23 protein-coding genes and 3 tRNA genes are annotated in these 23,889 nt (G+C 52.5%); 12 read left to right on the top strand and 14 right to left on the bottom strand.

Annotated features, from left to right (window positions below):
- Window positions 1-2: 2 nt before the first annotated feature.
- Genes amiB through nnr form a run of 3 tightly spaced genes read right to left on the bottom strand, consistent with a single transcriptional unit; the run spans window position 3 to window position 3,325 of the window.
- Window positions 3-1,328 (bottom strand): N-acetylmuramoyl-L-alanine amidase AmiB, encoded by a 1,326-nt coding sequence (gene amiB / locus On2M_RS02930; RefSeq protein ID WP_210904348.1) that lies wholly within the window; start codon window positions 1,326-1,328, stop codon window positions 3-5.
- Window positions 1,329-1,344: 16 nt separating this feature from the next.
- Entirely contained in the window at window positions 1,345-1,806 is a 462-nt protein-coding gene (gene tsaE / locus On2M_RS02925) for a tRNA (adenosine(37)-N6)-threonylcarbamoyltransferase complex ATPase subunit type 1 TsaE (RefSeq protein WP_210904347.1), read from the bottom strand.
- Complete coding sequence (nnr, locus tag On2M_RS02920) at window positions 1,778-3,325, bottom strand: bifunctional ADP-dependent NAD(P)H-hydrate dehydratase/NAD(P)H-hydrate epimerase (RefSeq protein ID WP_210904346.1); 1,548 nt, start codon at window positions 3,323-3,325, stop codon at window positions 1,778-1,780. Before nnr ends, tsaE begins: the two co-directional genes overlap by 29 nt.
- Between nnr and queG the strand changes: the two genes are divergently transcribed.
- Window positions 3,324-4,463 carry a tRNA epoxyqueuosine(34) reductase QueG gene (gene queG / locus On2M_RS02915; RefSeq protein WP_151224458.1) on the top strand — a complete coding sequence of 380 codons (1,140 nt, stop codon included), beginning with the start codon at window positions 3,324-3,326 and terminating at the stop codon, window positions 4,461-4,463. The two genes, nnr and queG, sit on opposite strands and share 2 nt — an antisense overlap.
- Before the next feature lie 269 nt (window positions 4,464-4,732).
- On the opposite strand, the gene On2M_RS02910 is transcribed toward queG, so the two are convergent.
- From On2M_RS02910 to orn, 4 genes are all read right to left on the bottom strand, one after another.
- Window positions 4,733-4,808, bottom strand: a tRNA-Gly gene (locus tag On2M_RS02910).
- Window positions 4,809-4,844: 36 nt separating this feature from the next.
- Window positions 4,845-4,920 (bottom strand) — tRNA-Gly (locus On2M_RS02905).
- A 37-nt stretch (window positions 4,921-4,957) separates the two neighbouring features.
- Window positions 4,958-5,033, bottom strand: a tRNA-Gly gene (locus On2M_RS02900).
- Window positions 5,034-5,218: 185 nt separating this feature from the next.
- Complete coding sequence (gene orn / locus On2M_RS02895) at window positions 5,219-5,764, bottom strand: oligoribonuclease (protein ID WP_151217332.1); 546 nt, start codon at window positions 5,762-5,764, stop codon at window positions 5,219-5,221.
- Window positions 5,765-5,869: 105 nt separating this feature from the next.
- On the opposite strand from orn, the gene rsgA reads away from it, so the two are divergent.
- The 3 genes from rsgA (at window position 5,870) to mscM (ending at window position 11,315) form a co-directional block, all read left to right on the top strand.
- Window positions 5,870-6,922: a small ribosomal subunit biogenesis GTPase RsgA gene (gene rsgA / locus On2M_RS02890; protein WP_210904345.1), complete on the top strand. Its 1,053-nt coding sequence runs from the start codon at window positions 5,870-5,872 to the stop codon at window positions 6,920-6,922.
- Between the two features lie 92 nt (window positions 6,923-7,014).
- A complete protein-coding gene (gene asd / locus On2M_RS02885) occupies window positions 7,015-7,983 on the top strand; it encodes an archaetidylserine decarboxylase (protein WP_151217331.1) in 969 nt (322 codons plus the stop codon).
- A gap of 17 nt (window positions 7,984-8,000) precedes the next feature.
- The gene (gene mscM / locus On2M_RS02880) at window positions 8,001-11,315 is read left to right on the top strand and encodes a miniconductance mechanosensitive channel MscM (protein WP_151217329.1); all 3,315 of its coding nucleotides are present in this window, start codon (window positions 8,001-8,003) and stop codon (window positions 11,313-11,315) included.
- Between the two features lie 65 nt (window positions 11,316-11,380).
- On the opposite strand, the gene yjeM is transcribed toward mscM, so the two are convergent.
- Window positions 11,381-12,883 carry a glutamate/gamma-aminobutyrate family transporter YjeM gene (gene yjeM / locus On2M_RS02875; protein ID WP_210904344.1) on the bottom strand — a complete coding sequence of 501 codons (1,503 nt, stop codon included), beginning with the start codon at window positions 12,881-12,883 and terminating at the stop codon, window positions 11,381-11,383.
- Between the two features lie 214 nt (window positions 12,884-13,097).
- A complete protein-coding gene (gene epmA, locus On2M_RS02870; protein WP_016149440.1) occupies window positions 13,098-14,075 on the bottom strand; it encodes an elongation factor P--(R)-beta-lysine ligase in 978 nt (325 codons plus the stop codon).
- A 324-nt stretch (window positions 14,076-14,399) separates the two neighbouring features.
- Here epmA and frdA point away from each other — a divergent pair, with 324 nt between their 5' ends.
- The 4 genes from frdA to frdD are packed head-to-tail and all read left to right on the top strand — an operon-like array spanning window position 14,400 to window position 17,690.
- On the top strand, window positions 14,400-16,190 hold the full coding sequence (frdA, locus tag On2M_RS02865; protein ID WP_048212906.1) for a fumarate reductase (quinol) flavoprotein subunit: 1,791 nt from the start codon (window positions 14,400-14,402) through the stop codon (window positions 16,188-16,190).
- Window positions 16,183-16,917 (top strand): fumarate reductase iron-sulfur protein, encoded by a 735-nt coding sequence (frdB, locus tag On2M_RS02860; protein WP_137384014.1) that lies wholly within the window; start codon window positions 16,183-16,185, stop codon window positions 16,915-16,917. The genes frdA and frdB overlap by 8 nt, the downstream gene beginning before the upstream one ends.
- 10 nt (window positions 16,918-16,927) lie before the next feature.
- The gene (gene frdC / locus On2M_RS02855) at window positions 16,928-17,323 is read left to right on the top strand and encodes a fumarate reductase subunit FrdC (protein WP_016151401.1); all 396 of its coding nucleotides are present in this window, start codon (window positions 16,928-16,930) and stop codon (window positions 17,321-17,323) included.
- 10 nt (window positions 17,324-17,333) lie between these two features.
- Window positions 17,334-17,690: a fumarate reductase subunit FrdD gene (gene frdD, locus On2M_RS02850; protein ID WP_103768662.1), complete on the top strand. Its 357-nt coding sequence runs from the start codon at window positions 17,334-17,336 to the stop codon at window positions 17,688-17,690.
- A 40-nt stretch (window positions 17,691-17,730) separates the two neighbouring features.
- Here frdD and ampR read toward each other — a convergent pair whose 3' ends face one another.
- On the bottom strand, window positions 17,731-18,606 hold the full coding sequence (gene ampR / locus On2M_RS02845; protein WP_210904342.1) for a LysR family transcriptional regulator: 876 nt from the start codon (window positions 18,604-18,606) through the stop codon (window positions 17,731-17,733).
- 131 nt (window positions 18,607-18,737) lie between these two features.
- On the opposite strand from ampR, the gene On2M_RS02840 reads away from it, so the two are divergent.
- Both On2M_RS02840 and On2M_RS02835 read left to right on the top strand, forming a co-directional pair.
- Window positions 18,738-19,883 (top strand): class C beta-lactamase CMY-179, encoded by a 1,146-nt coding sequence (locus On2M_RS02840; RefSeq protein ID WP_187259226.1) that lies wholly within the window; start codon window positions 18,738-18,740, stop codon window positions 19,881-19,883.
- Between the two features lie 92 nt (window positions 19,884-19,975).
- Window positions 19,976-20,509 (top strand): lipocalin family protein, encoded by a 534-nt coding sequence (locus tag On2M_RS02835; RefSeq protein WP_151217324.1) that lies wholly within the window; start codon window positions 19,976-19,978, stop codon window positions 20,507-20,509.
- Here On2M_RS02835 and sugE read toward each other — a convergent pair.
- Window positions 20,506-20,823, bottom strand: a complete 318-nt coding sequence (sugE, locus tag On2M_RS02830; RefSeq protein ID WP_000118520.1) for a quaternary ammonium compound efflux SMR transporter SugE — start codon at window positions 20,821-20,823, stop codon at window positions 20,506-20,508. The genes On2M_RS02835 and sugE overlap by 4 nt on opposite strands.
- A gap of 256 nt (window positions 20,824-21,079) precedes the next feature.
- On the opposite strand from sugE, the gene On2M_RS02825 reads away from it, so the two are divergent.
- The gene (locus On2M_RS02825) at window positions 21,080-21,679 is read left to right on the top strand and encodes a LuxR C-terminal-related transcriptional regulator (protein ID WP_151224454.1); all 600 of its coding nucleotides are present in this window, start codon (window positions 21,080-21,082) and stop codon (window positions 21,677-21,679) included.
- A gap of 30 nt (window positions 21,680-21,709) precedes the next feature.
- On the opposite strand, the gene ecnB is transcribed toward On2M_RS02825, so the two are convergent.
- The 3 genes from ecnB to efp all read right to left on the bottom strand — a co-directional run bounded on the left by ecnB (window position 21,710) and on the right by efp (window position 22,722).
- On the bottom strand, window positions 21,710-21,856 hold the full coding sequence (gene ecnB / locus On2M_RS02820; protein WP_003025482.1) for a lipoprotein toxin entericidin B: 147 nt from the start codon (window positions 21,854-21,856) through the stop codon (window positions 21,710-21,712).
- Between the two features lie 107 nt (window positions 21,857-21,963).
- The gene (locus tag On2M_RS02815; RefSeq protein WP_151217320.1) at window positions 21,964-22,098 is read right to left on the bottom strand and encodes an entericidin A/B family lipoprotein; all 135 of its coding nucleotides are present in this window, start codon (window positions 22,096-22,098) and stop codon (window positions 21,964-21,966) included.
- A gap of 57 nt (window positions 22,099-22,155) precedes the next feature.
- Window positions 22,156-22,722: an elongation factor P gene (efp, locus tag On2M_RS02810; protein WP_003025478.1), complete on the bottom strand. Its 567-nt coding sequence runs from the start codon at window positions 22,720-22,722 to the stop codon at window positions 22,156-22,158.
- 41 nt (window positions 22,723-22,763) lie between these two features.
- Between efp and epmB the strand changes: the two genes are divergently transcribed.
- On the top strand, window positions 22,764-23,792 hold the full coding sequence (gene epmB, locus On2M_RS02805) for an EF-P beta-lysylation protein EpmB (RefSeq protein WP_210904340.1): 1,029 nt from the start codon (window positions 22,764-22,766) through the stop codon (window positions 23,790-23,792).
- Window positions 23,793-23,889 lie beyond the last annotated feature (97 nt).

The raw sequence follows: 23,889 nt of genomic DNA, 5'->3' as shown, positions 1-23,889 counted from the left end.
CCTTAATTTGTTAACGTGTTACCAGGCGATACAGCACTGGCGGTTTGCGCCTGTGCGCCCTGCGGCCCAGTTTGCATTGGGTGCGCCTGGAAATAGTTACGCAATCCTTTGTAAATCGCCTCGGCCAGCTGCTGCTGATAATCATCACTCGCCAACAGACGCTCTTCGCTGTTGTTACTGATAAAGCCGGTTTCAACCAGCACTGACGGGATATCAGGCGAACGTAATACCCCCAGACTGGCATGTTCAGGACGACGCTTATGCATCGAGCCAATACGTTCTAACTGGCCGATCATGCTGGTCGCCACATCATACCCGACACGTTGCGAATGGCCGAATTGCAGATCCAGCACGGCCTGACTGAGATAAGGATCGGACTGACTGTTTGCCAGCACATCGCCCGCGCCGCCCAAAAGCTCTGATTGCTTCTCATGCTGTTCCAGCCAGCCGGCCATCTCGCTGTTTGCCCGACGGTTTGACAGAACCCAAACGGAAGCGCCGGTGGCATCCCGGTTTGGCGCGGCATCCGCATGAATAGAGACCAGGAAATTGGCATTTTGTTTACGCGCGACGTCTGAACGCCCCATCACCGAGATAAAGTAATCGCCATCACGGGTGAGTACGCCTTTAAACATCGGGTCATCATTGAGCAAACTACGCAGTTTGCGCGCCACGGCAATCGTGACGTTTTTCTCACGCGTACCGCCAGGGCCAATCGCCCCCGGATCCTGCCCACCGTGCCCTGCATCAATGGCAATAACCACTTTTTCACTGCTGCTGGTGCTGGCGCGCGCCGCAGGTCGTGTGGAGGTATTACTGTTGGTCACCATCGTGGTGCGATCGTTTTCCGCTTTAAACGGGTTACGCGCAGGCTCGGCAGGACGAGGGGCGACAACCGGCGTTTCAACACGCTTAGCAACCACTGGAGGTGGAGGCGGCGGCGCATCTGCTTTGATGGTAAACACAACGGTATAATTGCCACCGTTCTGACGTTTAACGGCTTCAGCTTTGCCGTTCTCGGTTAAATCCACTACCAGGCGCAGAGACTGCGCATCTTTTGGCGTGCCGGAACGGATAGATTTCACCAGATTATTGCCGCTAAACAGCAGTGGTAAACCCTGAATCACACCAGTTTGTTTAATATCAAACGCGACGGTGCGTTTCCCGTCCTGGGTCACGGCGTATTCAGGATCGCCAATAAAGCTCAGCGTGATCCGCGCCTGTTGATCGCCATTGGAAACCTGAAGATCGGAGAGGCTGGCGGCCCCTGTCTGCGTGCACAGCAGGACCAGGGTTGCCATCAGCCAGTTTCTGATGCAATAAATCATCCCGCCACCCTTAAGGTTATTCGGCTAAACGCGCCAGCAATAATTCACCCGATGAGGAGATTGCGCTTACGCGCGCCTCTCGACCTTGCGCCTGATATTCAATGTGTATTTCGACGTCCGGGTCTGGCAACACACCTTTACCTTGTTGCGGCCATTCCACCAGGCAGATGGCATCATTGGCAAAATAATCGCGGATCCCCATAAATTCCAGCTCCTCCGGGTCCGCAAGTCGGTACAGATCGAAGTGATATACCATCAAGTTATCGAGTGAATAGGGTTCAACCAGCGTGTAGGTGGGGCTTTTTACATTACCTTTGTGGCCTAACGCCTGCAGGAATCCCCGGCTGAAAGTGGTTTTACCCGCCCCCAGATCGCCGTACAAATATATAACCGTCGCGCCGTCACAGGCTTTGGCTACCCGCAGTCCCAGGTCTAAAGTCGCCTGCTCATCAGGTAGTGGAATTACTCGATTCATCATGATAAACGTCAATCACATCAGGGTTAACAATACGCTGTAGCGTGGTAAAGAGATCTGTCGCCAGCATGCCGCGCGTACCAAAACGCGCCGCCAGCACATCCGCCGCCGCTCCGTGCGCAACACATCCCGCACATGCTGCATCATACGGGGTAAGCTTCTGTCCGAGCAATGCGCCAATAATACCTGAAAGCACATCCCCCATTCCGCCGCTGGCCATCCCTACATTGCCAGTATCAATAATACCTAACTCAGTCTGTTCAGCAGCAACAACTGTACCCGCGCCTTTCAGCACAACCACGCCTCCGTACCGTTTTACCAGACGTTGCGCACAAAGTAAGCGATCGTCTTCAATTTCTGCAATGGAACAGCCCAGCAGCCGCGCGGCTTCGCCAGGATGCGGCGTGATCACGCGATTGTGACGTTTATCGGGATTGATTGCCAGCAGGTTCAGCGCATCCGCATCCCAGAGCATCGGTTTGCGAAAATTCTCTACTTTTTGCAGCGCTTTTTTGCCCCACTCCTGCTGACCAAGCCCTGGTCCGATCACCACCACATCCGCCCATGCCAGGCTCTCTTCCAGAGTCTGCGGCGTCAGCGCATCGACCATCAGTTCCGGTCTGGCAGTCAGAACAGGCGCAATGTTCTCACTGCGCGTCAATACTTTGACCAGCCCGGCTCCCGCACGCAACGCCGCTTCACCGGCCATACGTATTGCACCTGCCGTGCCGTGGTCGCCGCCGATAATCACCAGCCGACCGTGGGAGCCTTTGTGTGAGGTGGGCCGACGCGGCGTTAGCCAGTGCGCAAGCTGTTGAGCATCAAAACGTTGCAGCGGCGCGTTCTGCCCCGCCAGCCAGTCGTCCAGCCCGAGTGCGTTAACATGCAGACGTCCGGTGACATCGCGTGCTTTACCGGTGAGCAGACCTGGCTTGAGCGCAATAAAGGTAACGGTATGCGCAGCGTGGATGACTGCCCCCGGCGTCGCCCCCGTCTGCGCAAGCAGGCCGGAGGGAATGTCGATTGCAATTGTAGGGGCTGGGTGGCTATTGGCACGTTCGATCAACGCCGGGAGAGGTTCACGCGGCGCGTTTTTTAAGCCAGTACCTGACAGCGCATCAATAATGACGTCCACGCTGTCTGGCCAGTTAATATCAGCAGCATGAATCACGCCACCAGCGTTAAGCCAGGCGTCGTGCGCCTGCTGTGCTTCCTCGGGGAGCGGTTTATCACTCTCGTGCGCCAGCAACGTAACATTAAAACCCTGCGCTTTGGCAAGCCTTGCCACCACGTAACCATCACCGCCGTTGTTGCCATGACCGCAGAGCACCAGCCAGTGTTGGGCATTCGGATATGCCTTGCGTGTGACCTGAAACGCCGCCTCTCCCGCTCGTTGCATCAGCTCATACAACGTCAGCCCTAAACTGTCTGCTGCCTCTCGCTCCATCCGCCTGATGTCATCGGCGTGCCAGATGGAGTGTGGTATACTTGTGGGGTTTTTCTTCATTGTATGGTCCGTCATGTCAGAGCCCCTCGATCTCAATCAGTTAGCGCAAAATATTAAGCAGTGGGGGCTGGAGCTTGGCTTTCAGCAGGTCGGTATTGCCGATACCGACCTCAGCGAAGCGGAACCCAAACTGCAGGCCTGGCTGGATAAACAATACCACGGCGAGATGGACTGGATGGCCCGTCACGGCATGATGCGCGCCCGACCTCACGAATTGTTACCCGGTACTCTACGCGTCATCAGCGTACGTATGAACTATCTTCCTGCTAATGCAGCCTTTGCCGGCACGTTGAAAAATCCCTCACTCGGTTATGTCAGCCGTTACGCGCTTGGACGCGACTACCATAAGCTACTGCGTAACCGCTTAAAAAAGCTGGGGGAGAAGATCCAACAGCACTGCGCTTCGCTGAATTTTAGACCTTTTGTCGATTCCGCGCCCATTCTTGAGCGTCCTTTGGCGGAAAAAGCCGGGCTTGGCTGGACAGGTAAGCACTCACTTATCCTCAATCGTGAAGCAGGTTCATTTTTCTTCCTCGGGGAATTACTGATCGACGTACCCCTGCCGGTCGATGAGCCAGTCGAAGAAGGCTGCGGGAAGTGCGTTGCATGTATGACCATCTGCCCAACCGGGGCCATCGTTGAACCCTATACGGTAGATGCGCGCCGCTGTATCTCGTATCTCACTATCGAACTGGAAGGCGCGATCCCGGAAGAATTTCGTCCTCTGCTGGGGAATCGAATTTATGGCTGCGATGATTGTCAGCTCATCTGCCCGTGGAACCGCTATTCGCAGTTGACGACAGAGGATGACTTCTCCCCCCGCAAGCAACTTCATGCCCCGGAGTTAATTGAACTGTTTAGCTGGAGCGAAGCGTGGTTTTTAAAAGTCACGGAAGGTTCTGCCATTCGCCGTATTGGCCACCTGCGCTGGCTGCGAAATATCGCCGTTGCGTTGGGTAATGCCCCATGGGATGAAGCGGTTATTCACGCGCTGGAAAGTCGAAGAAGTGAGCACCCACTTCTCGACGAACACATAGACTGGGCGATTGCTCAGCAAATTGAGAAGCGGAATGCCAGCGTAGTTGAGGTGCAGTTACCGAAGAAACTACGTTTGGTCAGGGTCATTGAAAAGGGTCTGCCGCGCGACGCATAAGTCATCCACAGCTTGTGTATAAAAATAAAAACACATTGATATTCAAGAGGGAAAAAATCGTCAAGTGATCGCATTAACAATTTGAAATGATAATTAATTCAATAATTTCAGATGGTTAAAATGATACTATTCACCCAGCGAAGTTTTTTGTATTCGAGGAACAATACCCGGACCTGTGGATAAGTCTGTTTACAAGAGTATGTCAATGACGAAAAAAAACGCCCCCAACGCGATTAGTCGTTGTGGATATTTTTATTGGGGTAAGAATTTGGAGCGGGAAACGAGACTCGAACTCGCGACCCCGACCTTGGCAAGGTCGTGCTCTACCAACTGAGCTATTCCCGCTTGGGTGGTCTGTGCTTTATAAGCACTTTCAAATTTTGGAGCGGGAAACGAGACTCGAACTCGCGACCCCGACCTTGGCAAGGTCGTGCTCTACCAACTGAGCTATTCCCGCTTGGGTGTGTCTTTGCTTTACAAGCATTTTCAAATTTTGGAGCGGGAAACGAGACTCGAACTCGCGACCCCGACCTTGGCAAGGTCGTGCTCTACCAACTGAGCTATTCCCGCAAATTTGTTGCTGTCGTAATTCGCATTTCTGCGTCGTTACGGGAGGCGCATTATACGAGAAATCCGTTTAGCTGCAACCCCCCTGAATACGTTTTTTTCGAAAATCCGTTCAAGTGATTACTTTACAATCAAGCTGAACAATTTAGCGTCAAAAACCCGGTGACGCAAGCCACCGGAGAACAAAATCAGAGCTTAATAAAATGTTCGCGATAGTAAGCAAGCTCGGCAACCGATTCACGAATATCGTCCATAGCCTGATGTGTTCCCTGCTTGGTGAAGCCAGCCAGAATTTCCGGCTTCCAGCGACGCGCCAGCTCTTTGAGCGTGCTGACGTCCAGATAGCGATAATGGAAATACGCCTCCAGCTCCGGCATGTATTTAAACAGGAAACGACGATCCTGACCGATGCTGTTGCCGCAGATAGGTGATTTTCCTTCTGGAACCCACTCTTTCAAAAACGCCAGGGTGGCCAATTCGGCTTCACGATCTCCCATGGTGCTTGCCTTCACGCGATCCACCAACCCGCTACCGGTATGTGTACGTACGTTCCAGTCATCCATTAACGCCAGTTGTTCGTCGGATTGGTGCACCGCAATTGTCGGTCCTTCAGCCAGAATATTCAGGTCGGCATCCGTCACCAGCGTGGCGATCTCAATAATGCGATCGCGCTCGGGATCCAGGCCTGTCATCTCCAGATCGATCCAAATCAGGTTGTTTTCATTGGCACTCATGCTATTTTCCACCCTTCAGCGTCACATTCAGTGTGACTATATTCGTCTAAAATTGCGTGTATCATAAATGTTTTGCCCATCATGGGCGACCAGGAGCCAGTCCGATTGAGTAAGAATAAACTCTCCAAAGGCCAACAGCGCCGAGTGAATGCCAATCACCAGCGTCGTCTTAAAACGTCCACGGAGAAGCCAGACTACGACGACAACCTGTTTGGCGAAACCGCCGAAGGCATCGTTATCAGCCGTTTTGGCATGCATGCCGACGTGGAATCCGCTGACGGCGAGATTCACCGCTGCAATATCCGCCGTACAATTCGCTCGCTGGTTACCGGCGATCGCGTCGTCTGGCGCCCGGGTAAAGCGGCAGCAGAAGGTGTGAATGTCAAAGGCATCGTTGAGGCGGTACACGAGCGTACCTCAGTACTGACACGTCCCGATTTTTACGACGGGGTGAAACCCATTGCCGCCAACATCAACCAGATCGTTATTGTCTCAGCCATTTTACCCGAGCTGTCACTCAATATTATCGACCGGTATCTTGTAGCCTGTGAAACACTACACGTTGAACCAATTATCGTACTGAATAAGATCGATCTGCTGGATAGCGAAGGCATGGCCTTTGTTAACGAACAGATGGATATCTATCGCCACATTGGCTATCGCGTGTTGATGGTATCAAGCCGCACTAAAGACGGTCTGAAACCACTTGAAGAAGCATTAACCGATCGCATCAGCATTTTTGCCGGTCAGTCGGGCGTAGGGAAATCCAGCCTGCTTAATAACCTTCTCGGGCTGCAGGAAGAGATCCTGACCAACGATGTCTCCAACAACTCCGGCCTTGGACAGCATACCACCACGGCCTCTCGTCTGTATCATTTCCCGCATGGCGGTGACGTGATCGACTCCCCTGGCGTTCGTGAGTTCGGGTTGTGGCATCTGGAGCCGGAACAAATCACGCAGGGCTTTGTCGAATTCCATGACTACCTGGGCCACTGCAAATACCGCGACTGCAAGCATGATACCGATCCAGGCTGCGCTATCCGTGAGGCTGTAGAAAAAGGGGCCATAGCCGAAACTCGGTTTGAAAATTATCACCGCATCCTGGAAAGCATGGCGCAGGTAAAAACGCGTAAAAACTTTTCTGATACAGACAACTGACAACTAAGCTAAGCATCGCTAGAATCGTCCCCCTTTTTTCAGGATCCGGCCCGTATGCCGGATCGGGAACAAATTATGGCCTGGAGGCTACCTTGTTAAACTCATTTAAGCTTTCGCTACAATACATTCTGCCGAAACTATGGCTCACTCGCCTGGCGGGTTGGGGTGCAAGCAAACGAGCTGGATGGCTAACTAAACTGGTTATCGATCTGTTCGTGAAATACTACAAGGTCGATATGAAAGAGGCACAAAAGCCGGACACCGCAAGCTATCGCACCTTTAACGACTTCTTTGTTCGCCCGCTGCGCGATGACGCGCGCCCGATCAACACCGATCCAAACGTTCTGGTCATGCCTGCTGACGGTGTGATTAACCAGTTAGGTAACATTGAAGAAGACAAACTGCTGCAGGCCAAAGGACACAGCTATACCCTGGAAGCGCTGCTGGCCGGCAACTACCAGATGGCGGACAAATTCCGCAACGGTACGTTTGTGACCACTTACTTGTCTCCACGCGATTACCACCGTGTACACATGCCGTGTAACGGTATCCTGCGTGAAATGATGTATGTACCGGGCGATCTCTTCTCTGTAAACATCCTGACTGCGCAAAACGTGCCGAACCTGTTTGCACGCAACGAACGCGTAATCTGCTTGTTTGATACCGAATTTGGTCCGATGGTGCAGATTCTGGTCGGTGCGACCATCGTCGGCAGTATTGAAACCGCCTGGGCTGGCACCATTACCCCACCGCGTGAAGGCGTCATTAAACGCTGGACCTGGCCGGAAGGCGAAAGCGAAGGATCGGTGGCGCTGCTGAAAGGTCAGGAAATGGGTCGCTTTAAGCTCGGTTCCACCGTCATCAACCTGTTCGCGCCGGGCAAAGTTAACCTGGTTGAGCAGTTGCAGGACCTTTCCGTGACAAAAATTGGCCAACCAATGGCCATCTCGACCGAGACTTTCGTGACGCCAGAGGCAGAACCTGCCCCGCTAACGAAAGAAGAGATCGAAGCAGAACACGATGCCAGCCCGCTGGTTGACGACAAAAAAGACGAAAGTTAAACATAGGAATCGCTGCTGTGCGCCTGATTATCACTTTTCTGATGGCCTGGTGCCTCAGCCTGGGGGCGTACGCTGCGACGGCCCCCGATGCCAAACAACTCACCCAGGAACTGGAGCAGGCAAAGGCGGCAAAACCCGCTCAGCCAGAAACCGTCGAGGCGCTCCAGTCCGCGCTGAATGCCCTTGAAGAGCGTAAAGGATCTCTCGAGCGAGCCCAACAATATCAACAGGTTATTGATAACTTCCCCAAGCTGTCCGCAACATTACGCGCGCAGCTTAGCAACCTGCGCGATGAACCGCGCAATGTGCCAACCGGACTCACCACCGATGCGTTAAACCAGGAGATCCTCCAGGTCAGCAGCCAGCTATTGGAAAAGAGTCGTCAAGCCCAGCAGGAGCAGGATCGCGCCCGGGAAATCGCCGACTCCTTAAGTCAGCTTCCTCAACAGCAAACCGATGCCCGCCGCCAGCTCAATGAGCTTGAGCGACGTATTGGTGCCGCCAACGCGAATCCCGCGCAGAATCAGGCGATGCAGGCTGAATCCGCCAAACTCAAAGCTCTGGTCGATGAACTGGAGCTGGCGCAGCTTTCCGCCAATAACCGCCAGGAACTGGCACGTATGCGCTCAGAGCTTGCGGAAAAACAGAGCCAACAGCTTGATACTTACCTGCAGGCTTTGCGCAACCAACTCAACAGTCAGCGCCAGCGTGAAGCAGAGCGAGCGCTGGAAAGCACCGAACTGCTGGCGGAAAACAGCGCGGGGCTGCCGGAAGGCATTGTTGACCAGTTCAAAGTTAACCGCGAACTGTCTCAGGCCTTAAACCAGCAGGCGCAGCGTATGGACCTGGTTGCCTCGCAACAGCGTCAGGCCGCCAGTCAAACATTACAGGTGCGCCAGGCATTGAATACGCTGCGAGAGCAGTCCCAATGGCTTGGGGTCTCAAATATGCTGGGAGAAGCGCTGCGCGCGCAGGTATCCCGTTTACCGGAAATGCCCAAACCCCAGCAGTTGGATACCGAAATGGCGCAGCTACGCGTGCACCGTATGCGCTATGAAGATCTCCTCAACAAACAGCCGCAACTGCGTCAGATTCATCAGGCCGATGGACAACCGCTAACTGCTGAACAGAGCAGCATTCTCAACGCCCAGCTACGCACCCAGCGTGAGTTGCTGAACTCTCTGTTACAGGGTGGCGATACCCTGATCCTTGAGCTGACCAAACTCAAGGTCTCCAACAGCCAACTGGAAGATGCGCTAAAAGAGGTCAACGAAGCAACGCACCGCTATCTGTTCTGGACGTCAGACGTCAGCCCCATCTCGCTCTCCTGGCCTGTCGACATCGTTCAGGATTTGCGACGTTTGATCTCATTAGATACGTTTAATCAGTTGGGTAAAGCCAGCATCATGATGCTGACCAGCAAAGAAACGCTGCTACCGCTTTTCGCGGCATTGGTGCTGGTTGGCTTTAGCCTCTCTTCGCGCAAACATTTCACCCGTTTTCTGGAGCGTTCATCAGCGCGGGTCGGGAAAGTCACCCAGGACCACTTCTGGTTGACGATACGCACGGTTTTCTGGTCAATACTCGTCGCTTCGCCGTTGCCGGTGCTGTGGGCAACGCTCGGTTACGGGTTGCAGGAAGCCTGGCCTTACCCGCTGGCTGTTGCTATCGGCGATGGCGTTACCGCCACGGTGCCTATGCTATGGGCGGTAATGATTTGCGCCACCTTTGCGCGTCCCAACGGTTTGTTCATTGCCCACTTTGGCTGGCCACGTAACCGCGTCGCGAAAGCCATGCACTATTACCTGATGAGCATCGGACTGATTGTCCCGCTGATCATGGCGGTGATTATGTTTGATAATCTCAATGATCGGGAATTCTCCGCCTCACTGGGACGTCTGTGCTTTATTCTGATTTGCGGTGCGCTGGCGGTTGTAACCCTGAGCCTGAAACGCGCCGGGATACCGCTGTACCTCGATAAAGAGGGCAACAGCGACAACATGGTCAACAGCATGCTATGGAATATGCTGATGGGCGCGCCGCTGATTGCTATTCTCGCCGCAGCCGTGGGCTACCTCGCCACGTCACAAGCGTTGCTGGCACGTCTGGAAACGTCCGTGGCGATTTGGTTCTTGTTATTGGTGGTTTATCACGTCATCCGCCGCTGGATGCTGATCCAGCGCCGCCGCCTGGCCTTCGATCGCGCCAAGCATCGACGCGCCGAAATGCTTGCGCAGCGCGCGCGGGGTGAAGAAGAACCGCCGCATTCCACCAGTCTTGAAGGCACAATTGATGTTGATGAAAGCGAAGTGGATCTGGATGCTATCAGCGCGCAATCGCTGCGTCTGGTGCGTTCTATCCTGATGCTTATCGCCCTGCTCTCGGTCATTGTGCTGTGGTCAGAAATTCATTCCGCTTTTGGCTTCCTGGAAAACATCTCGCTGTGGGATGTCACCTCTACGGTGCAGGGCGTGGAAAGCCTGGAGCCGATAACGCTGGGTGCAGTGCTTATCGCAATTCTGGTGTTTATCATCACCACCCAATTAGTACGCAACCTGCCCGCGTTGCTGGAACTGGCGCTGCTGCAACATCTGGATTTAACCCCCGGCACCGGTTACGCCATCACCACTATCACCAAGTACCTGCTAATGCTGATTGGCGGTCTGGTTGGCTTCTCGATGATCGGTATTGAGTGGTCCAAACTGCAATGGCTGGTGGCGGCTCTCGGTGTTGGTCTGGGCTTTGGTTTGCAGGAAATCTTCGCCAACTTTATTTCAGGCCTGATTATCCTGTTTGAAAAACCAATCCGCATTGGCGACACGGTGACAATTCGCGATCTTACCGGTAGCGTGACGAAAATTAATACCCGCGCCACGACCATCAGCGACTGGGACCGCAAAGAGATCATCGTGCCCAACAAAGCCTTTATCACCGAGCAGTTTATCAACTGGTCGTTGTCAGATTCGGTCACCCGCGTAGTGTTAACCATCCCGGCACCGTCGGAGGCGAACAGCGAGGAAGTGACGCAGATCCTGCTTACTGCCGCACACCGCTGTTCACTGGTTATCGATAACCCGGCGCCAGAAGTCTTTCTGGTTGACCTGCAGCAGGGGATTCAAATCTTCGAACTGCGTATCTATGCCGCAGAGATGGGGCACCGTATGCCGCTGCGCCACGAGATCCATCAGCTGATACTGGCTGGTTTCCGCGAGCACGGTATCGATATGCCATTCCCACCGTTCCAGATGCGTCTGGAGAGTCTGGGGGGTAAGCAAACGGGTAGAACGTTAAGTTCTGCGGGCAGAGGCAGTCGCCCGGCGGGAAGTTTGTAAACAGACGGCTACAGCGTATCCGGTCTACGAAGATGCTTCTTTGTAGGCCGGATTAGGTAGGATGTTTATTCCACCGCCCACTCAGGTTCGTTGACCTTGCGGCGGCTGTAGTTCTGATAAATCGCCATCGCCAGCAGCGAGAAGAAGATTGGGCCACCGGTCATCCACAATGCGCTGTTCCAGTCCCCGGCTTCAATTACCGGCTGGATGATGGTGAATACGTTGGCAAACGTCACCACCAGTACTACCACGCCTGTTGCCAGTAGCGTCGCCGCTCGGGTTTTAAAGACAACAAACGGTCTTTCCAGACCCGTGCGGGATTTAAAGAACGGAAATGCCAGCGCAAGGAACAGATACGGCAGCGTCATCGAAACGTTCGCCATCAGGGTCAGTTTGTTGTAGAACGCTGAAGCCGTATCGCCGCCAAACGAAACCAGCAGGATAAACAGGCTTACCAACAGACACTGCAACCACATTGCGGTCGTCGGCATTCCCACCGCATTCAGTTTGGTCATCGGTGCGGGCCACAATGCCTTCGGCGTACCCTGAATAATCGCTTTCAACGGCGAGTAGCTGAGCGTGAAAAACGCGCCGGTATAAGCGAGGAACATAGAAAGTCCGGTAATACGCGCGAACCATTCGCCCATCGCCATCGCGGTCTCAGGGGAAAGATGCAGCGCATTACCCAACGTCATCCCAAGGCTTTTCATCAGGATATAAGTAATATTGCCGAGGTTAACCGAGCTATTACTTAATACCTGCTGCCAGTTAGTACTAACACCCCATAAAAAAATAGCCAGCGAATAACCCACAGAAATCACAATCGCGGCAAAAACAATGCCTTTCGCAAAATTCTTTTCGGGTTTTTCCGTTTTATCAACTAATCCACCCACGGCTTCTATTCCACCGTAAGCAAAAATGGCAAATACCACAAATGACAGCATGGCCAGACCGGACTGATATCCCGGATTAGGCGAGGAGATAAAATTAATATCCTGAGCAAAGTGGCCACCAGTTAATAACAAAATAGCGACACTCACTAACAACAGAACTAAATTAAGACACATTACGGCAATTCCGCCTACTGCCGTAATACGGGCAATCTTATTAATACCCAGGGAGGCCACGCAGGTCACCAGAATCATCCAGCCAACGGCGAGCAGTCCGACGACCTGCGTAGGCTCAAGCCCCGCGATACGCCAATGTTGCGTCATGTCTGCGCCAAATAAGAAGGTTGAAAAAGGTACCCAGACTTTCGCCGCAGTGCTGACCATCCAGATAACATAGGAAGAGAACCACATAAAGGTGCCGATAAAGGCATAGCGTGGTCCAACGCTATTATTCATCCAGGAATAGATACCGCCCTCTTCTTTACGATAGGCAGAACCCATTTCAGCCATCATTAAGGCGAATGGAATAAAGAATAATAATGCAGAAAATACATACCATGGAATAGCACTGTATCCCATTAAATAGAAAGCCGATGGGCTATTAGCAAATCCAAAAACTGACGTAAATATCATGAGGATGAGACCAATCAGGCTCATCTTTTTTATTGTTTGGGTCATTAAACCATCCCTTTCTCTGGCAAGCGTTTAACTAACGCCGCTCACCGATTGGCACTGCTCTCTTTGCAGAGTTCAGCGATAGATAAATCAACACAGAATTGATACCTGAACGATATCAAATATCCAGGATTAAATTGTGGCTATTAGAGGGAAAATGAAAAAATATGCTACAAAGTGGCGATTTTACCGCCACGTTGTATTGAAGAAGAGTCAGTTACGCGCGATCGACGGTAAATGCGATAACCTCAGCCAGGCTCTCTGCGCCCAGCGCCAGCATCACCAGACGGTCAACGCCCAGCGCCACGCCAGAACAATCCGGCATGCCTACTTTTAACGCTTCCAGCAAGTTGGTGTCGATAGGTTGCTGCGGTAAGCCTCGTGTGGCACGTTTGCGGTTATCCTGTTCAAACCGCTGCTGTTGTTCACGCGCGTCGGTCAATTCATGGAAACCATTTGCCAGCTCAATACCTTTGTAATAAACCTCAAAACGTTCAGCCACGCGGTGATCTTCGGTACTGATTTGCGCCAGTGATGCCTGACTGGCCGGGAAATGATACACAAACGTCGGTTTGTCTTTGCCAATATGCGGCTCAACGCCCATCGTAAACAGCAGTTGCAGTAAGGTGTCCCGGTCTTCTTCGGTATCAGCGATATTGCTGAGATCCAATTTCGCCGCGACTTCCCGCAGTTGGGTTTTATCCGCAGACAACGGGTCTATCTCCAGATGACGCTGAAAGGCTTGCTGGTAAGAGAGACTTTCCGCAGGCGAGCAGTCCAGCACCTGCTGAAGCAAATCATCCACTTCGTTCATCAGGCGATACATATCGTAGTGCGGACGATACCACTCGAGCATGGTGAATTCAGGGTTATGATGGCGCCCCATCTCTTCATTACGGAAGCTGCGGCACAGTTGATACACCGGGCCGCACCCTGCCACCAGCAAGCGCTTCATATGGTATTCCGGACTGGTCATTAAATAGAGATTCATCCCCTGGGAGTGCCCCGGGCCGACGAAACGCGTTTCGAACGGGAACAGATGGATGTCCGTTACCGTTGCCTGACTCATACAAGGGGTCTCAACCTCCAGCACGCCACGATCGGCAAAAAAGCGGCGAATCTCCGCTATAATTGCTGCACGTTTTAACAGATTGGGGATGGACGCGCTCGGCTGCCAGGTTGCCGTTTCGCTCATGGTTGTTTCTCCGATTTAAGACAAGGGCACGAAGTCTACTCGTATCGCGTTAACGAGACAAATTTCGCGCCCCAGTAATCTGTACAAGCAATTGGGTAAAAAAAGCGACATAGGGTGGTTTAGTAATTAAATTAATCAAATTCAATGATAATTCCCCCCTGTGACACGCTAAAAAAATCGAACACGTCAAATTTCCCGCACATCCCTGAGACTATACTATTGTACCTATAAAGGAGCAGTGGAAACGCGTTCATAACCTGTTTGGAGCCGATGAAGCATCTGATTTCAGGCAGGAATGAAATAACAACAATCTGGAGGAATGTCGTGCAAACCTTTCAAGCCGATCTTGCCATTATAGGCGCCGGTGGCGCGGGATTGCGTGCAGCAATTGCTGCCGCACAAGCAAATCCCAACGCTAAAATCGCACTGATCTCAAAAGTGTACCCAATGCGCAGCCATACCGTTGCTGCCGAAGGCGGCTCTGCTGCTGTCGCGCAGGATCATGACAGCTTTGACTACCATTTTCACGATACGGTAGCAGGCGGAGACTGGCTGTGTGAGCAGGATGTCGTGGATTACTTTGTCCACCACTGCCCAACTGAAATGACGCAACTGGAACAATGGGGCTGCCCATGGAGCCGTCGTGAAGACGGTAGCGTCAACGTACGTCGCTTCGGCGGTATGAAAATCGAGCGTACCTGGTTTGCCGCGGATAAAACCGGCTTCCACATGTTGCATACGCTGTTCCAAACATCTTTGCAGTTCCCGCAGATTCAGCGCTTTGATGAACACTTCGTTCTGGATATCCTTGTTGACGATGGTCATGCTCGCGGCCTGGTAGCCATGAACATGATGGAAGGCACGCTGGTGCAGATCCGTGCTAACGCCGTTGTGATGGCGACGGGCGGTGCAGGTCGTGTTTACCGTTACAACACCAACGGCGGCATCGTAACCGGCGACGGTATGGGCATGGCACTTAGCCATGGCGTTCCACTGCGTGATATGGAATTCGTTCAGTATCACCCGACGGGTCTGCCAGGTTCCGGTATCCTGATGACTGAAGGCTGCCGCGGTGAAGGCGGTATTCTGGTCAACAAAAACGGCTACCGTTATCTGCAAGACTACGGCATGGGCCCAGAAACTCCGCTGGGCGAGCCGAAAAACAAATATATGGAACTCGGTCCGCGCGACAAAGTTTCTCAGGCTTTCTGGCACGAATGGCGCAAAGGCAACACCATTTCCACTCCGCGTGGCGATGTTGTTCACCTCGACCTGCGTCACCTCGGCGAGAAAAAACTGCTCGAACGTTTACCGTTCATCTGCGAACTGGCGAAAGCCTATGTGGGTGTCGATCCGGTTAAAGAACCGATCCCGGTACGTCCGACAGCACACTACACCATGGGCGGTATCGAAACCGATCAGCACTGTGAAACCCGCATTAAAGGTCTGTTCGCTGTCGGCGAATGTTCCTCTGTTGGTCTGCATGGCGCTAACCGTCTGGGCTCCAACTCTCTGGCGGAACTGGTGGTCTTCGGTCGTATGGCCGGTGAACAAGCTGCGGAACGCGCTGCAACGGCTGGCGCTGCAAACAGTGCTGCTCTGGATGCACAGGTTGCTGGCGTTGAAAAACGCTTGAAAGATCTGGTTAACCAGGAAGGTAACGAAAACTGGTCTAAGATCCGTGACGAAATGGGTATTTCCATGGAAGAAGGTTGCGGTATCTACCGTACGCCGGAACTCATGCAGAAAACCGTTGATAAGCTGGCGGAACTGCAGGAGCGCTTCAAGCGCGTACGTATCACTGATACTTCCAGCGTCTTCAACACCGACCTGCTGTACACCATCGAACTGGGTCACGGTCTGAACGTTGCTGAATGTATGGCGCACTCCGCTCTGGCACGTAAAGAATCCCGCGGCGCGCACCAGCGTCTGGATGAAGGCTGCACCGAGCGTGACGACGTGAACTTCCTCAAACACACCCTCGCCTTCCGCGATGCTGACGGCACGACTCGCCTGGAATACAGCGACGTGAAAATCACCACTCTGCCACCGGCTAAACGTGTTTACGGTGGCGAAGCGGAAGCAGCCGATAAGAAGGAGAAGGCGAATGGCTGAGATGAAAAACCTGAAAGTTGAGGTGGTGCGCTATAACCCGGAAACCGATACCGCGCCGCACAGTGCTTTCTACGAAGTTCCTTATGATGAAACCACGTCACTGCTGGATGCGCTGGGCTACATCAAAGATAACCTGGCGCCGGACCTGAGCTACCGCTGGTCCTGCCGTATGGCGATCTGCGGCTCCTGCGGCATGATGGTCAACAATGTGCCAAAACTGGCGTGCAAAACCTTCCTGCGTGATTACACCAGCGGTATGAAGGTTGAAGCGCTGGGCAACTTCCCGATCGAGCGCGACCTGGTCGTTGACATGACGCACTTTATCGAAAGTCTGGAAGCAATCAAGCCGTACATCATCGGTAACCCGCGTACACCGGATCAGGGACCAAACACCCAGACTCCGGCGCAGATGGCGAAGTATCATCAGTTCTCCGGTTGCATCAACTGTGGTCTGTGCTACGCCGCGTGCCCGCAGTTCGGCCTGAACCCTGAGTTCATTGGACCGGCTGCGATTACGCTGGCGCATCGTTACAACGAAGATAGCCGCGACCACGGTAAGAAGGAGCGTATGGCTCAATTGAACAGCCCGAACGGCGTCTGGACCTGTACTTTCGTGGGCTACTGCTCCGAAGTCTGCCCGAAACACGTCGATCCGGCTGCGGCCATTCAGCAGGGTAAAGTTGAAAGTTCAAAAGACTTTCTTATCGCTACCCTGAAACCACGCTAAGGAGTGCACGATGACGACTAAACGCAAACCCTATGTGCGTCCTATGACGTCCACCTGGTGGAAAAAGCTGCCATTTTATCGTTTTTACATGCTGCGCGAAGGCACGGCAGTTCCGGCAGTCTGGTTCAGCATTGAACTGATTATCGGCCTGTTTGCACTCAAGCATGGTGCAGAGTCCTGGATGGGCTTCGTCGCCTTTTTACAAAACCCGGTGGTGGTGATCCTGAACATTATCGCCCTGGCAGCAGCGCTGCTGCATACCAAAACCTGGTTTGAGCTGGCGCCTAAAGCCGCCAACATCATCGTAAAAGACGAAAAAATGGGGCCAGAGCCGATCATCAAAGGTCTCTGGGCAGTTACTGTGGTTGCGACAGTAGTAATACTGTTTGTTGCCCTGTTCTGGTAAGGAGTCCGGAATGATTAATCCAAATCCAAAACGCTCTGACGAACCCGTATTCTGGGGCCTGTTTGGTGCAGGCGGTATGTGGAGCGCAATCATTGCGCCAGTGATGATCCTGCTGGTCGGCATTATGCTGCCGCTGGGCTTTGTTCCTGATGCCTTCACCTATGAACGCGTACTGGCATTCGCTCAGAGCTTCATCGGACGTGCGTTTCTGTTCCTGATGATCGTTCTGCCGCTGTGGTGCGGTTTACACCGTATGCACCACGCAATGCATGACCTGAAAATCCACGTGCCTGCTGGCAAATGGGTATTCTACGGCCTGGCAGCGATCCTGACCGTTGTAACGGCGATTGGTATCCTGACCATCTAATCGCATACGTTAATTTCAGGCCCGCCAGTGGCGGGCCTTTTTATTTGTGCAATACCCCGATCAACCAACGTGAAAACTCGCGCATCGCAGGTGTCTCCTGGCGAGATTGCAAACGCGTTATCCAGTAACTCCCCAGATCAATCTGCGTTAAAAACGGCTGGACGATACGTTCACTACTGAGCAAATGCGTGAACATTCTGACTGGGGCGATTGCCACACCAATCCCCGCCTGCGCGGCCTCCAGCATGGTGACGGACGAATCAAACACCACCACGTTGTGCGTCGGTGGCGGCGGCGCTTCTCCGACGGCCTGCATCCAAAGCGCCCATTCATCACGCCGATACGATCGCAGTAACGAAAATTTCAGGATGTCCGCAGGTACTTTAATCTGCGAAGCCAATGTCGGTGAACACAGAGGAGACATCAACGCGCTACATAAATATTGCGCATCGGTATCGTGCCAGGCACCACCACCATAGCGAATGGTATAATCCAGCCCCTCGGCAGCGGGATCCACGCGGTTATTATGGGTGGAAATGTGCAAATCAATATGCGGGTAGCTGCGCTTAAATTCGCTCAGCAGAGGGAAAAGACAGCCGACCGCAAAAGTCCCTACCACGCCAATTTTAAGTTTTTCCTGAGTCTGTTGAGTGGCAAAACGATCCAGCATCCCCGCCATACGATCGAAAGAGTCATTAAGTACAGGTAACAGACTTTCTCCTTCAGTCGTCAGCATTAACCCACGAGAACCACGCACGAAAAGCTGACAATTCAGCTGCTGCTCTAGTGATTTTACATGCTGGCTAATTGCAGAATGCGTCACGTTGAGTTCAATCGCAGCACGGGTCAAGCTGAGATGTCTGGCCGCTGCTTCAAAAGCACGCAGCGAGTTTAGAGGGATATAGCGACGCGTCATCATCTGGCCTGTTAGAAAAACTTATATCTGCTGCTAAATTTAACCGTTTGTCAACACGATGCAAATCAAACACACTGATTGCGTCTGACGGGCCCGGACACTCTTTCGCTTTTTATAACGGAACTGATTTCATGATGAAAAAATCAATATGCTGCGCGTTGCTGCTGACAGCCTCTTTCTCAACGTTTGCCGCGTCAAAAACAGAACAACACATTGCCGATATCGTTAATCGCACCATCACACCGCTGATGCAAGAACAGGCTATTCCGGGTATGGCCGTGGCGATTATCTACCAGGGGAAACCGTATTACTTTACCTGGGGTAAAGCCGATATCGCCAATAACCGTCCCGTTACTCAGCAAACACTGTTTGAACTTGGCTCGGTCAGTAAGACGTTCAACGGCGTGTTGGGTGGCGATGCTATCGCCCGCGGCGAAATCAAGCTCAGCGATCCGGTCACGCAATACTGGCCAGAATTGACGGGCAAACAATGGCGGGGTATCAGCATGCTGCACTTAGCCACCTATACGGCGGGTGGTCTGCCGCTTCAGATCCCCGACGACGTTACGGATAAAGCCGCATTACTGCGCTTTTATCAAAACTGGCAGCCGCAATGGGCTCCAGGCGCTAAACGTCTCTATGCTAACTCCAGTATTGGCCTGTTTGGCGCACTGGCGGTGAAACCTTCAGGGATGAGCTATGAAGAGGCGCTAACCAGACGCGTCCTGCAGCCTTTAAAACTGGCGCATACCTGGATTACGGTTCCACAGAGCGAACAAAAAGATTATGCCTGGGGCTATCGCGAAGGAAAGCCAGTGCATGTTTCCCCCGGACAACTTGATGCCGAAGCCTATGGCGTGAAATCCAGCGTCGTCGATATGACTCGTTGGGTTCAGGCCAACATGGACGCCAGCCAGGTTAAGGAGAAAACGCTCCAGCAGGGCATTGAGCTTGCGCAATCACGTTACTGGCGTATTGGCGATATGTATCAGGGACTGGGCTGGGAGATGCTTAACTGGCCGGTGAAAGCCGACTCGATAATCAGCGGTAGCGACAGCAAAGTAGCGCTGGCAGCACTTCCCGCCGTTGAGGTAAATCCGCCAGCCCCGGCCGTGAAAGCCTCATGGGTGCATAAAACAGGGTCTACTGGCGGATTTGGCAGCTACGTTGCCTTCGTGCCAGAAAAAAAACTTGGCATCGTGATGCTGGCAAACAAAAGCTACCCTAACCCGGCTCGCGTAGAGGCCGCCTGGCGCATCCTGGAAAAGTTGCAATAACTGACAAAGAGGTCCGGTAAATCGGACCTCCATTCTTGATCTTTTTTTCCTGCTGTCATCTACACTTAACAAAAAACAGTAAGGAAAACACTATGCGCATTCTGCCCGTCGTTGCTGCAGTTACGGCTGCATTTCTGGTTGTTGCTTGCAGTACCCCTACACCGCCGAAAGGCGTTACCGTGGTGAATAACTTTGATGCCAAACGCTATCTGGGCACCTGGTATGAAATTGCGCGTTTCGACCATCGATTCGAGCGTGGACTGGAAAAAGTGACCGCAACCTACAGCCTGCGCGACGATGGCGGCATCAATGTGATCAACAAGGGCTATAACCCTGACAGGGAAATGTGGCAGAAAACCGAGGGTAAAGCCTATTTCACCGGCGATCCAAACCGCGCTGCGCTCAAGGTCTCGTTCTTTGGCCCTTTCTATGGCGGGTATAACGTGATTGCGCTCGACAGGGAATATCGTCACGCGCTGGTTTGCGGGCCGGATCGCGACTACCTATGGATCCTTTCACGGACCCCGACTATTTCAGACGAAATAAAACAGCAAATGTTGGCTGTCGCGACCCGGGAAGGGTTTGAGGTAAATAAACTGATTTGGGTAAAACAACCAGGCGCTTAGTGGGTGCTCAGCTTCAGGCCAATAATGCCGGCAACAATCAGTCCGAGGCTCAGTAAACGCGCCGGGCTGGCAGACTCACCCAGCAGCAGAATCCCGGTAATTGCTGCGCCAACTGCGCCAATACCGGTCCATACGGCATAAGCGGTCCCGACAGGCAACGTACGCATTGCCCAGGATAGCATGGCGATGCTGACGATCATCGCCGCAATGGTAATAATGCTTGGCGTCAAACGCGTAAAACCGTGGGTATATTTCAGGCCAATCGCCCAGACAACTTCGAGCAAACCTGCAATTAATAAAACGATCCAGGACATATCAGGCTCCAGAACAATGGGGCCGTCCCCGGTGAAAGAAGCGTTTGCAGGTCGTCCTGCAAAGCTGATGTGTGAAATGGCATTTTTGCCCGGAAGAAAATGAATTTCAACCTTTTTATTCGCAACCTACTAAAAGCAAGAATTAAGCATAATTAGCGGCGTAGTTCCCGCGTTTGGCGCTCATCGGAGTTCTCTATGATGAAGGGCTTTCTGAATCCAGAAAGTCGATTGCCTCTCTTCTGAATGCGAAAAGGTTATGCTTAAAATTTTAGTGATTGACCGGTGCCACTATACTCGCACAGGGATTGAGGCCTTGCTTAATCATTCCGGCAGGTTCAGCTCCTCATTTCTGGTATCAGGAATAAATAACCTCCTGTTAGCAAAAGAGCATATTTTGCAGTGGAAGCCGCATCTGGTGATCGCGGATTTATACAGTTTTATTAGCGAGACGCATCCCAGCCCGCCAATTACGCCCTTTTTTATGAGCTGCGGCGTCGTTCCGCTGATTTTATTGCAATCAGCTGACAGATTACATCCCTCTCTTGCTTCCCCTCAATCCGTCGCCCATTCGGTTTTAACTAAGCACGCCACTCTGAACGCACTTTCGAACACCATTCAGGAGGCGCTCCAGGTTCGTCCCACCTTAGAAATCGGCGAAAACGCGTCTCCGCTGCTTACGCCCCAGGAAGAGAAAGTGTTATCGATGTGGATGGATGGTGTGAGTAACAATGCGATAGCTGCCGCCCTCAGCATTCATGGCAAGACGGTCTACACCTATAAACGGAATATCCGCATGAAACTGCACCTGGGGAATCGATTCTCGCCGTTTCTCTCACTACCCGAGAAAGGTAATTAACGGTACGACACAACGTCGTACCGTTGATGGTCATTGCTGAGCTTTTGTCGCTGCACCAGAGATGGCGCTACCGCCTTCAGAAATATCCTGCCCTACGCCTCGCGTGGTGTTACACGCGGTTAACACAGAAGAAAGTACCAACACAGAAAAGATCGCAGCAATTGTCTTCTTAACCATAACGTCTTCCTTTTCTAGCCAATATTGTTTGTGTATAGCTACTTAATAATAGACAAGATCCGCAAGGATGATGGATAAACAACCATTTTTAAGACTATGAGAGAGGATTAGCTGGCGGCGTGAGAGATTGAACTGCCAAGATGTTTGATGTCTTCACCAAAGCCGCGCGCGGTATTACAACCCGTCAACAAGGTGCAGGTGAAAGAAATGAGCATTACAAGACCGAGAAGACGTTTCATCATTCCTGCCCTGGAAAAAGTATGGCGCAGTAACCTGCGCCATATAATCAATGAGATATCTTATTTTACGCGAGAAACGTATTCGCCTGAGCGAGTATCCACTTTGATCACTTCGCCGATCTGTACGAACAGCGGAACTTTAACGACTGCGCCGGTGGACAAGGTAGCCGGTTTGCCGCCAGTACCTGCGGTATCACCTTTCAGACCTGGGTCGGTTTCAACAACTTCCAGCTCAACGAAGTTCGGCGGAGTCACGGAGATCGGCTGACCGTTCCACAGGGTCACGATGCATTCAGCCTGGTCCAGTAGCCATTTGGCGTTATCGCCTACCGCTTTCTCGTCTGCAGCCAGCTGTTCGAAAGTGGTGTTATTCATAAAGTGCCAGAACTCACCGTCGCTATACAGGAAGGTCAGGTTCATGTCAGCTACGTCTGCGCCTTCAGCGGAGTCAGTAGACTTGAAGGTTTTCTCTACACGAGTACCGGTCAGCAGGCGACGCAGCTTAACGCGCGCAAATGCCTGGCCTTTACCTGGTTTAACGAATTCGCTGGCTTCAACCGCATAAGGTTCGCCGTCCAACATGATTTTAAGACCAGCACGAAAATCGTTGCTATAGTACGTTGCCATAAGGCCCTCTGAAAATTGTTAACTGGTAGCTAAGCCACAAAATGGCGCATATTGTAACCCTAAATACCCCATCCAGAGAAGATTGGTTATCGCAACTTGCCGATGTTGTGACCGATCCTGATGAACTTCTGCATCTTTTGAATATAGACGCAGATGAAAAACTGTTGGCCGGACGTGACGCGAGACGGCTTTTCACCCTGCGCGTACCACGTGCGTTTATTGCCCGCATGGAAAAAGGCAATCCAGACGATCCTCTTCTGCGTCAGGTACTGACTTCTCAGGAAGAGTTCGTTTCTGCACCTGGCTACTCCACCGATCCACTGGAGGAACAGCACAGCGTGGTTCCCGGTCTGCTGCATAAATATCGCAACCGTGCGCTGCTGTTGGTTAAAGGTGGCTGTGCAGTAAATTGTCGTTATTGTTTCCGTCGACACTTCCCGTACGCTGAAAACCAGGGCAATAAGCGCAACTGGCAGGTCGCTCTGGACTACATTAGCGCACATCCTGAGCTGGATGAGATTATCTTCTCCGGTGGCGATCCGTTAATGGCTAAAGACCATGAACTGGACTGGCTGCTCACGCAACTGGAAGACATCCCGCATATTAAGCGTCTGCGTATTCACAGCCGTTTGCCGATTGTTATCCCAGCACGTATTACTGAAGGACTGATTGAACGTTTTGCGCACTCTTCCCTGCAAATTCTGCTGGTCAATCACATTAACCACGCGAATGAGGTCGATGAGACATTTCGCCAGGCGATGGTCAGACTGCGTGCTGCAGGCGTCACGCTTCTCAACCAAAGCGTACTGCTGCGTGACGTGAACGATAACGCACAAACGCTGGCCAACCTGAGTAACGCGCTGTTTGATGCCGGTGTGATGCCCTATTACCTGCACGTACTGGATAAAGTGCAGGGTGCCGCCCACTTTATGGTCAGCGACGATGAAGCGCGTCGTATTATGCGTGAGCTGCTGACACTGGTTTCCGGCTATATGGTCCCTAAACTGGCACGTGAAATTGGTGGAGAACCAAGTAAAACACCGTTGGATCTGCAGTTACGCCAACAATAGTCATTATTGAGTGTCCGATTTCGGACACTCGCTATCGATCGCGATTATTTACTATCCCTGTAGGTGGAGTCGCACTTTTAATATGTGCTATTTTAAC

Source organism: Citrobacter sp. On2M, from assembly GCF_018035235.1.
GTDB lineage: Bacteria > Pseudomonadota > Gammaproteobacteria > Enterobacterales > Enterobacteriaceae > Citrobacter > Citrobacter meridianamericanus.
Note: the sequence above shows the minus strand (reverse complement) of the source record. Positions and strands in the feature narration are given on the sequence as shown.

Bases quoted from the DNA above. Each gene is read 5' to 3' on its own strand.
- amiB (WP_210904348.1), bottom strand. From the start codon at position 1,328: ATGATTTATTGCATCAGAAACTGGCTGATGGCAACCCTGGTCCTGCTG.
- tsaE (WP_210904347.1), bottom strand. From the start codon at position 1,806: ATGATGAATCGAGTAATTCCACTACCTGATGAGCAGGCGACTTTAGAC.
- queG (WP_151224458.1), top strand. From the start codon at position 3,324: ATGTCAGAGCCCCTCGATCTCAATCAGTTAGCGCAAAATATTAAGCAG.
- nnr (WP_210904346.1), bottom strand. From the start codon at position 3,325: ATGACGGACCATACAATGAAGAAAAACCCCACAAGTATACCACACTCC.
- orn (WP_151217332.1), bottom strand. From the start codon at position 5,764: ATGAGTGCCAATGAAAACAACCTGATTTGGATCGATCTGGAGATGACA.
- yjeM (WP_210904344.1), bottom strand. From the start codon at position 12,883: ATGACCCAAACAATAAAAAAGATGAGCCTGATTGGTCTCATCCTCATG.
- epmA (WP_016149440.1), bottom strand. From the start codon at position 14,075: ATGAGCGAAACGGCAACCTGGCAGCCGAGCGCGTCCATCCCCAATCTG.
- frdB (WP_137384014.1), top strand. From the start codon at position 16,183: ATGGCTGAGATGAAAAACCTGAAAGTTGAGGTGGTGCGCTATAACCCG.
- frdC (WP_016151401.1), top strand. From the start codon at position 16,928: ATGACGACTAAACGCAAACCCTATGTGCGTCCTATGACGTCCACCTGG.
- frdD (WP_103768662.1), top strand. From the start codon at position 17,334: ATGATTAATCCAAATCCAAAACGCTCTGACGAACCCGTATTCTGGGGC.
- ampR (WP_210904342.1), bottom strand. From the start codon at position 18,606: ATGACGCGTCGCTATATCCCTCTAAACTCGCTGCGTGCTTTTGAAGCA.
- On2M_RS02840 (WP_187259226.1), top strand. From the start codon at position 18,738: ATGATGAAAAAATCAATATGCTGCGCGTTGCTGCTGACAGCCTCTTTC.
- On2M_RS02835 (WP_151217324.1), top strand. From the start codon at position 19,976: ATGCGCATTCTGCCCGTCGTTGCTGCAGTTACGGCTGCATTTCTGGTT.
- sugE (WP_000118520.1), bottom strand. From the start codon at position 20,823: ATGTCCTGGATCGTTTTATTAATTGCAGGTTTGCTCGAAGTTGTCTGG.
- On2M_RS02825 (WP_151224454.1), top strand. From the start codon at position 21,080: ATGCTTAAAATTTTAGTGATTGACCGGTGCCACTATACTCGCACAGGG.
- ecnB (WP_003025482.1), bottom strand. From the start codon at position 21,856: ATGGTTAAGAAGACAATTGCTGCGATCTTTTCTGTGTTGGTACTTTCT.
- On2M_RS02815 (WP_151217320.1), bottom strand. From the start codon at position 22,098: ATGATGAAACGTCTTCTCGGTCTTGTAATGCTCATTTCTTTCACCTGC.
- efp (WP_003025478.1), bottom strand. From the start codon at position 22,722: ATGGCAACGTACTATAGCAACGATTTTCGTGCTGGTCTTAAAATCATG.
- epmB (WP_210904340.1), top strand. From the start codon at position 22,764: ATGGCGCATATTGTAACCCTAAATACCCCATCCAGAGAAGATTGGTTA.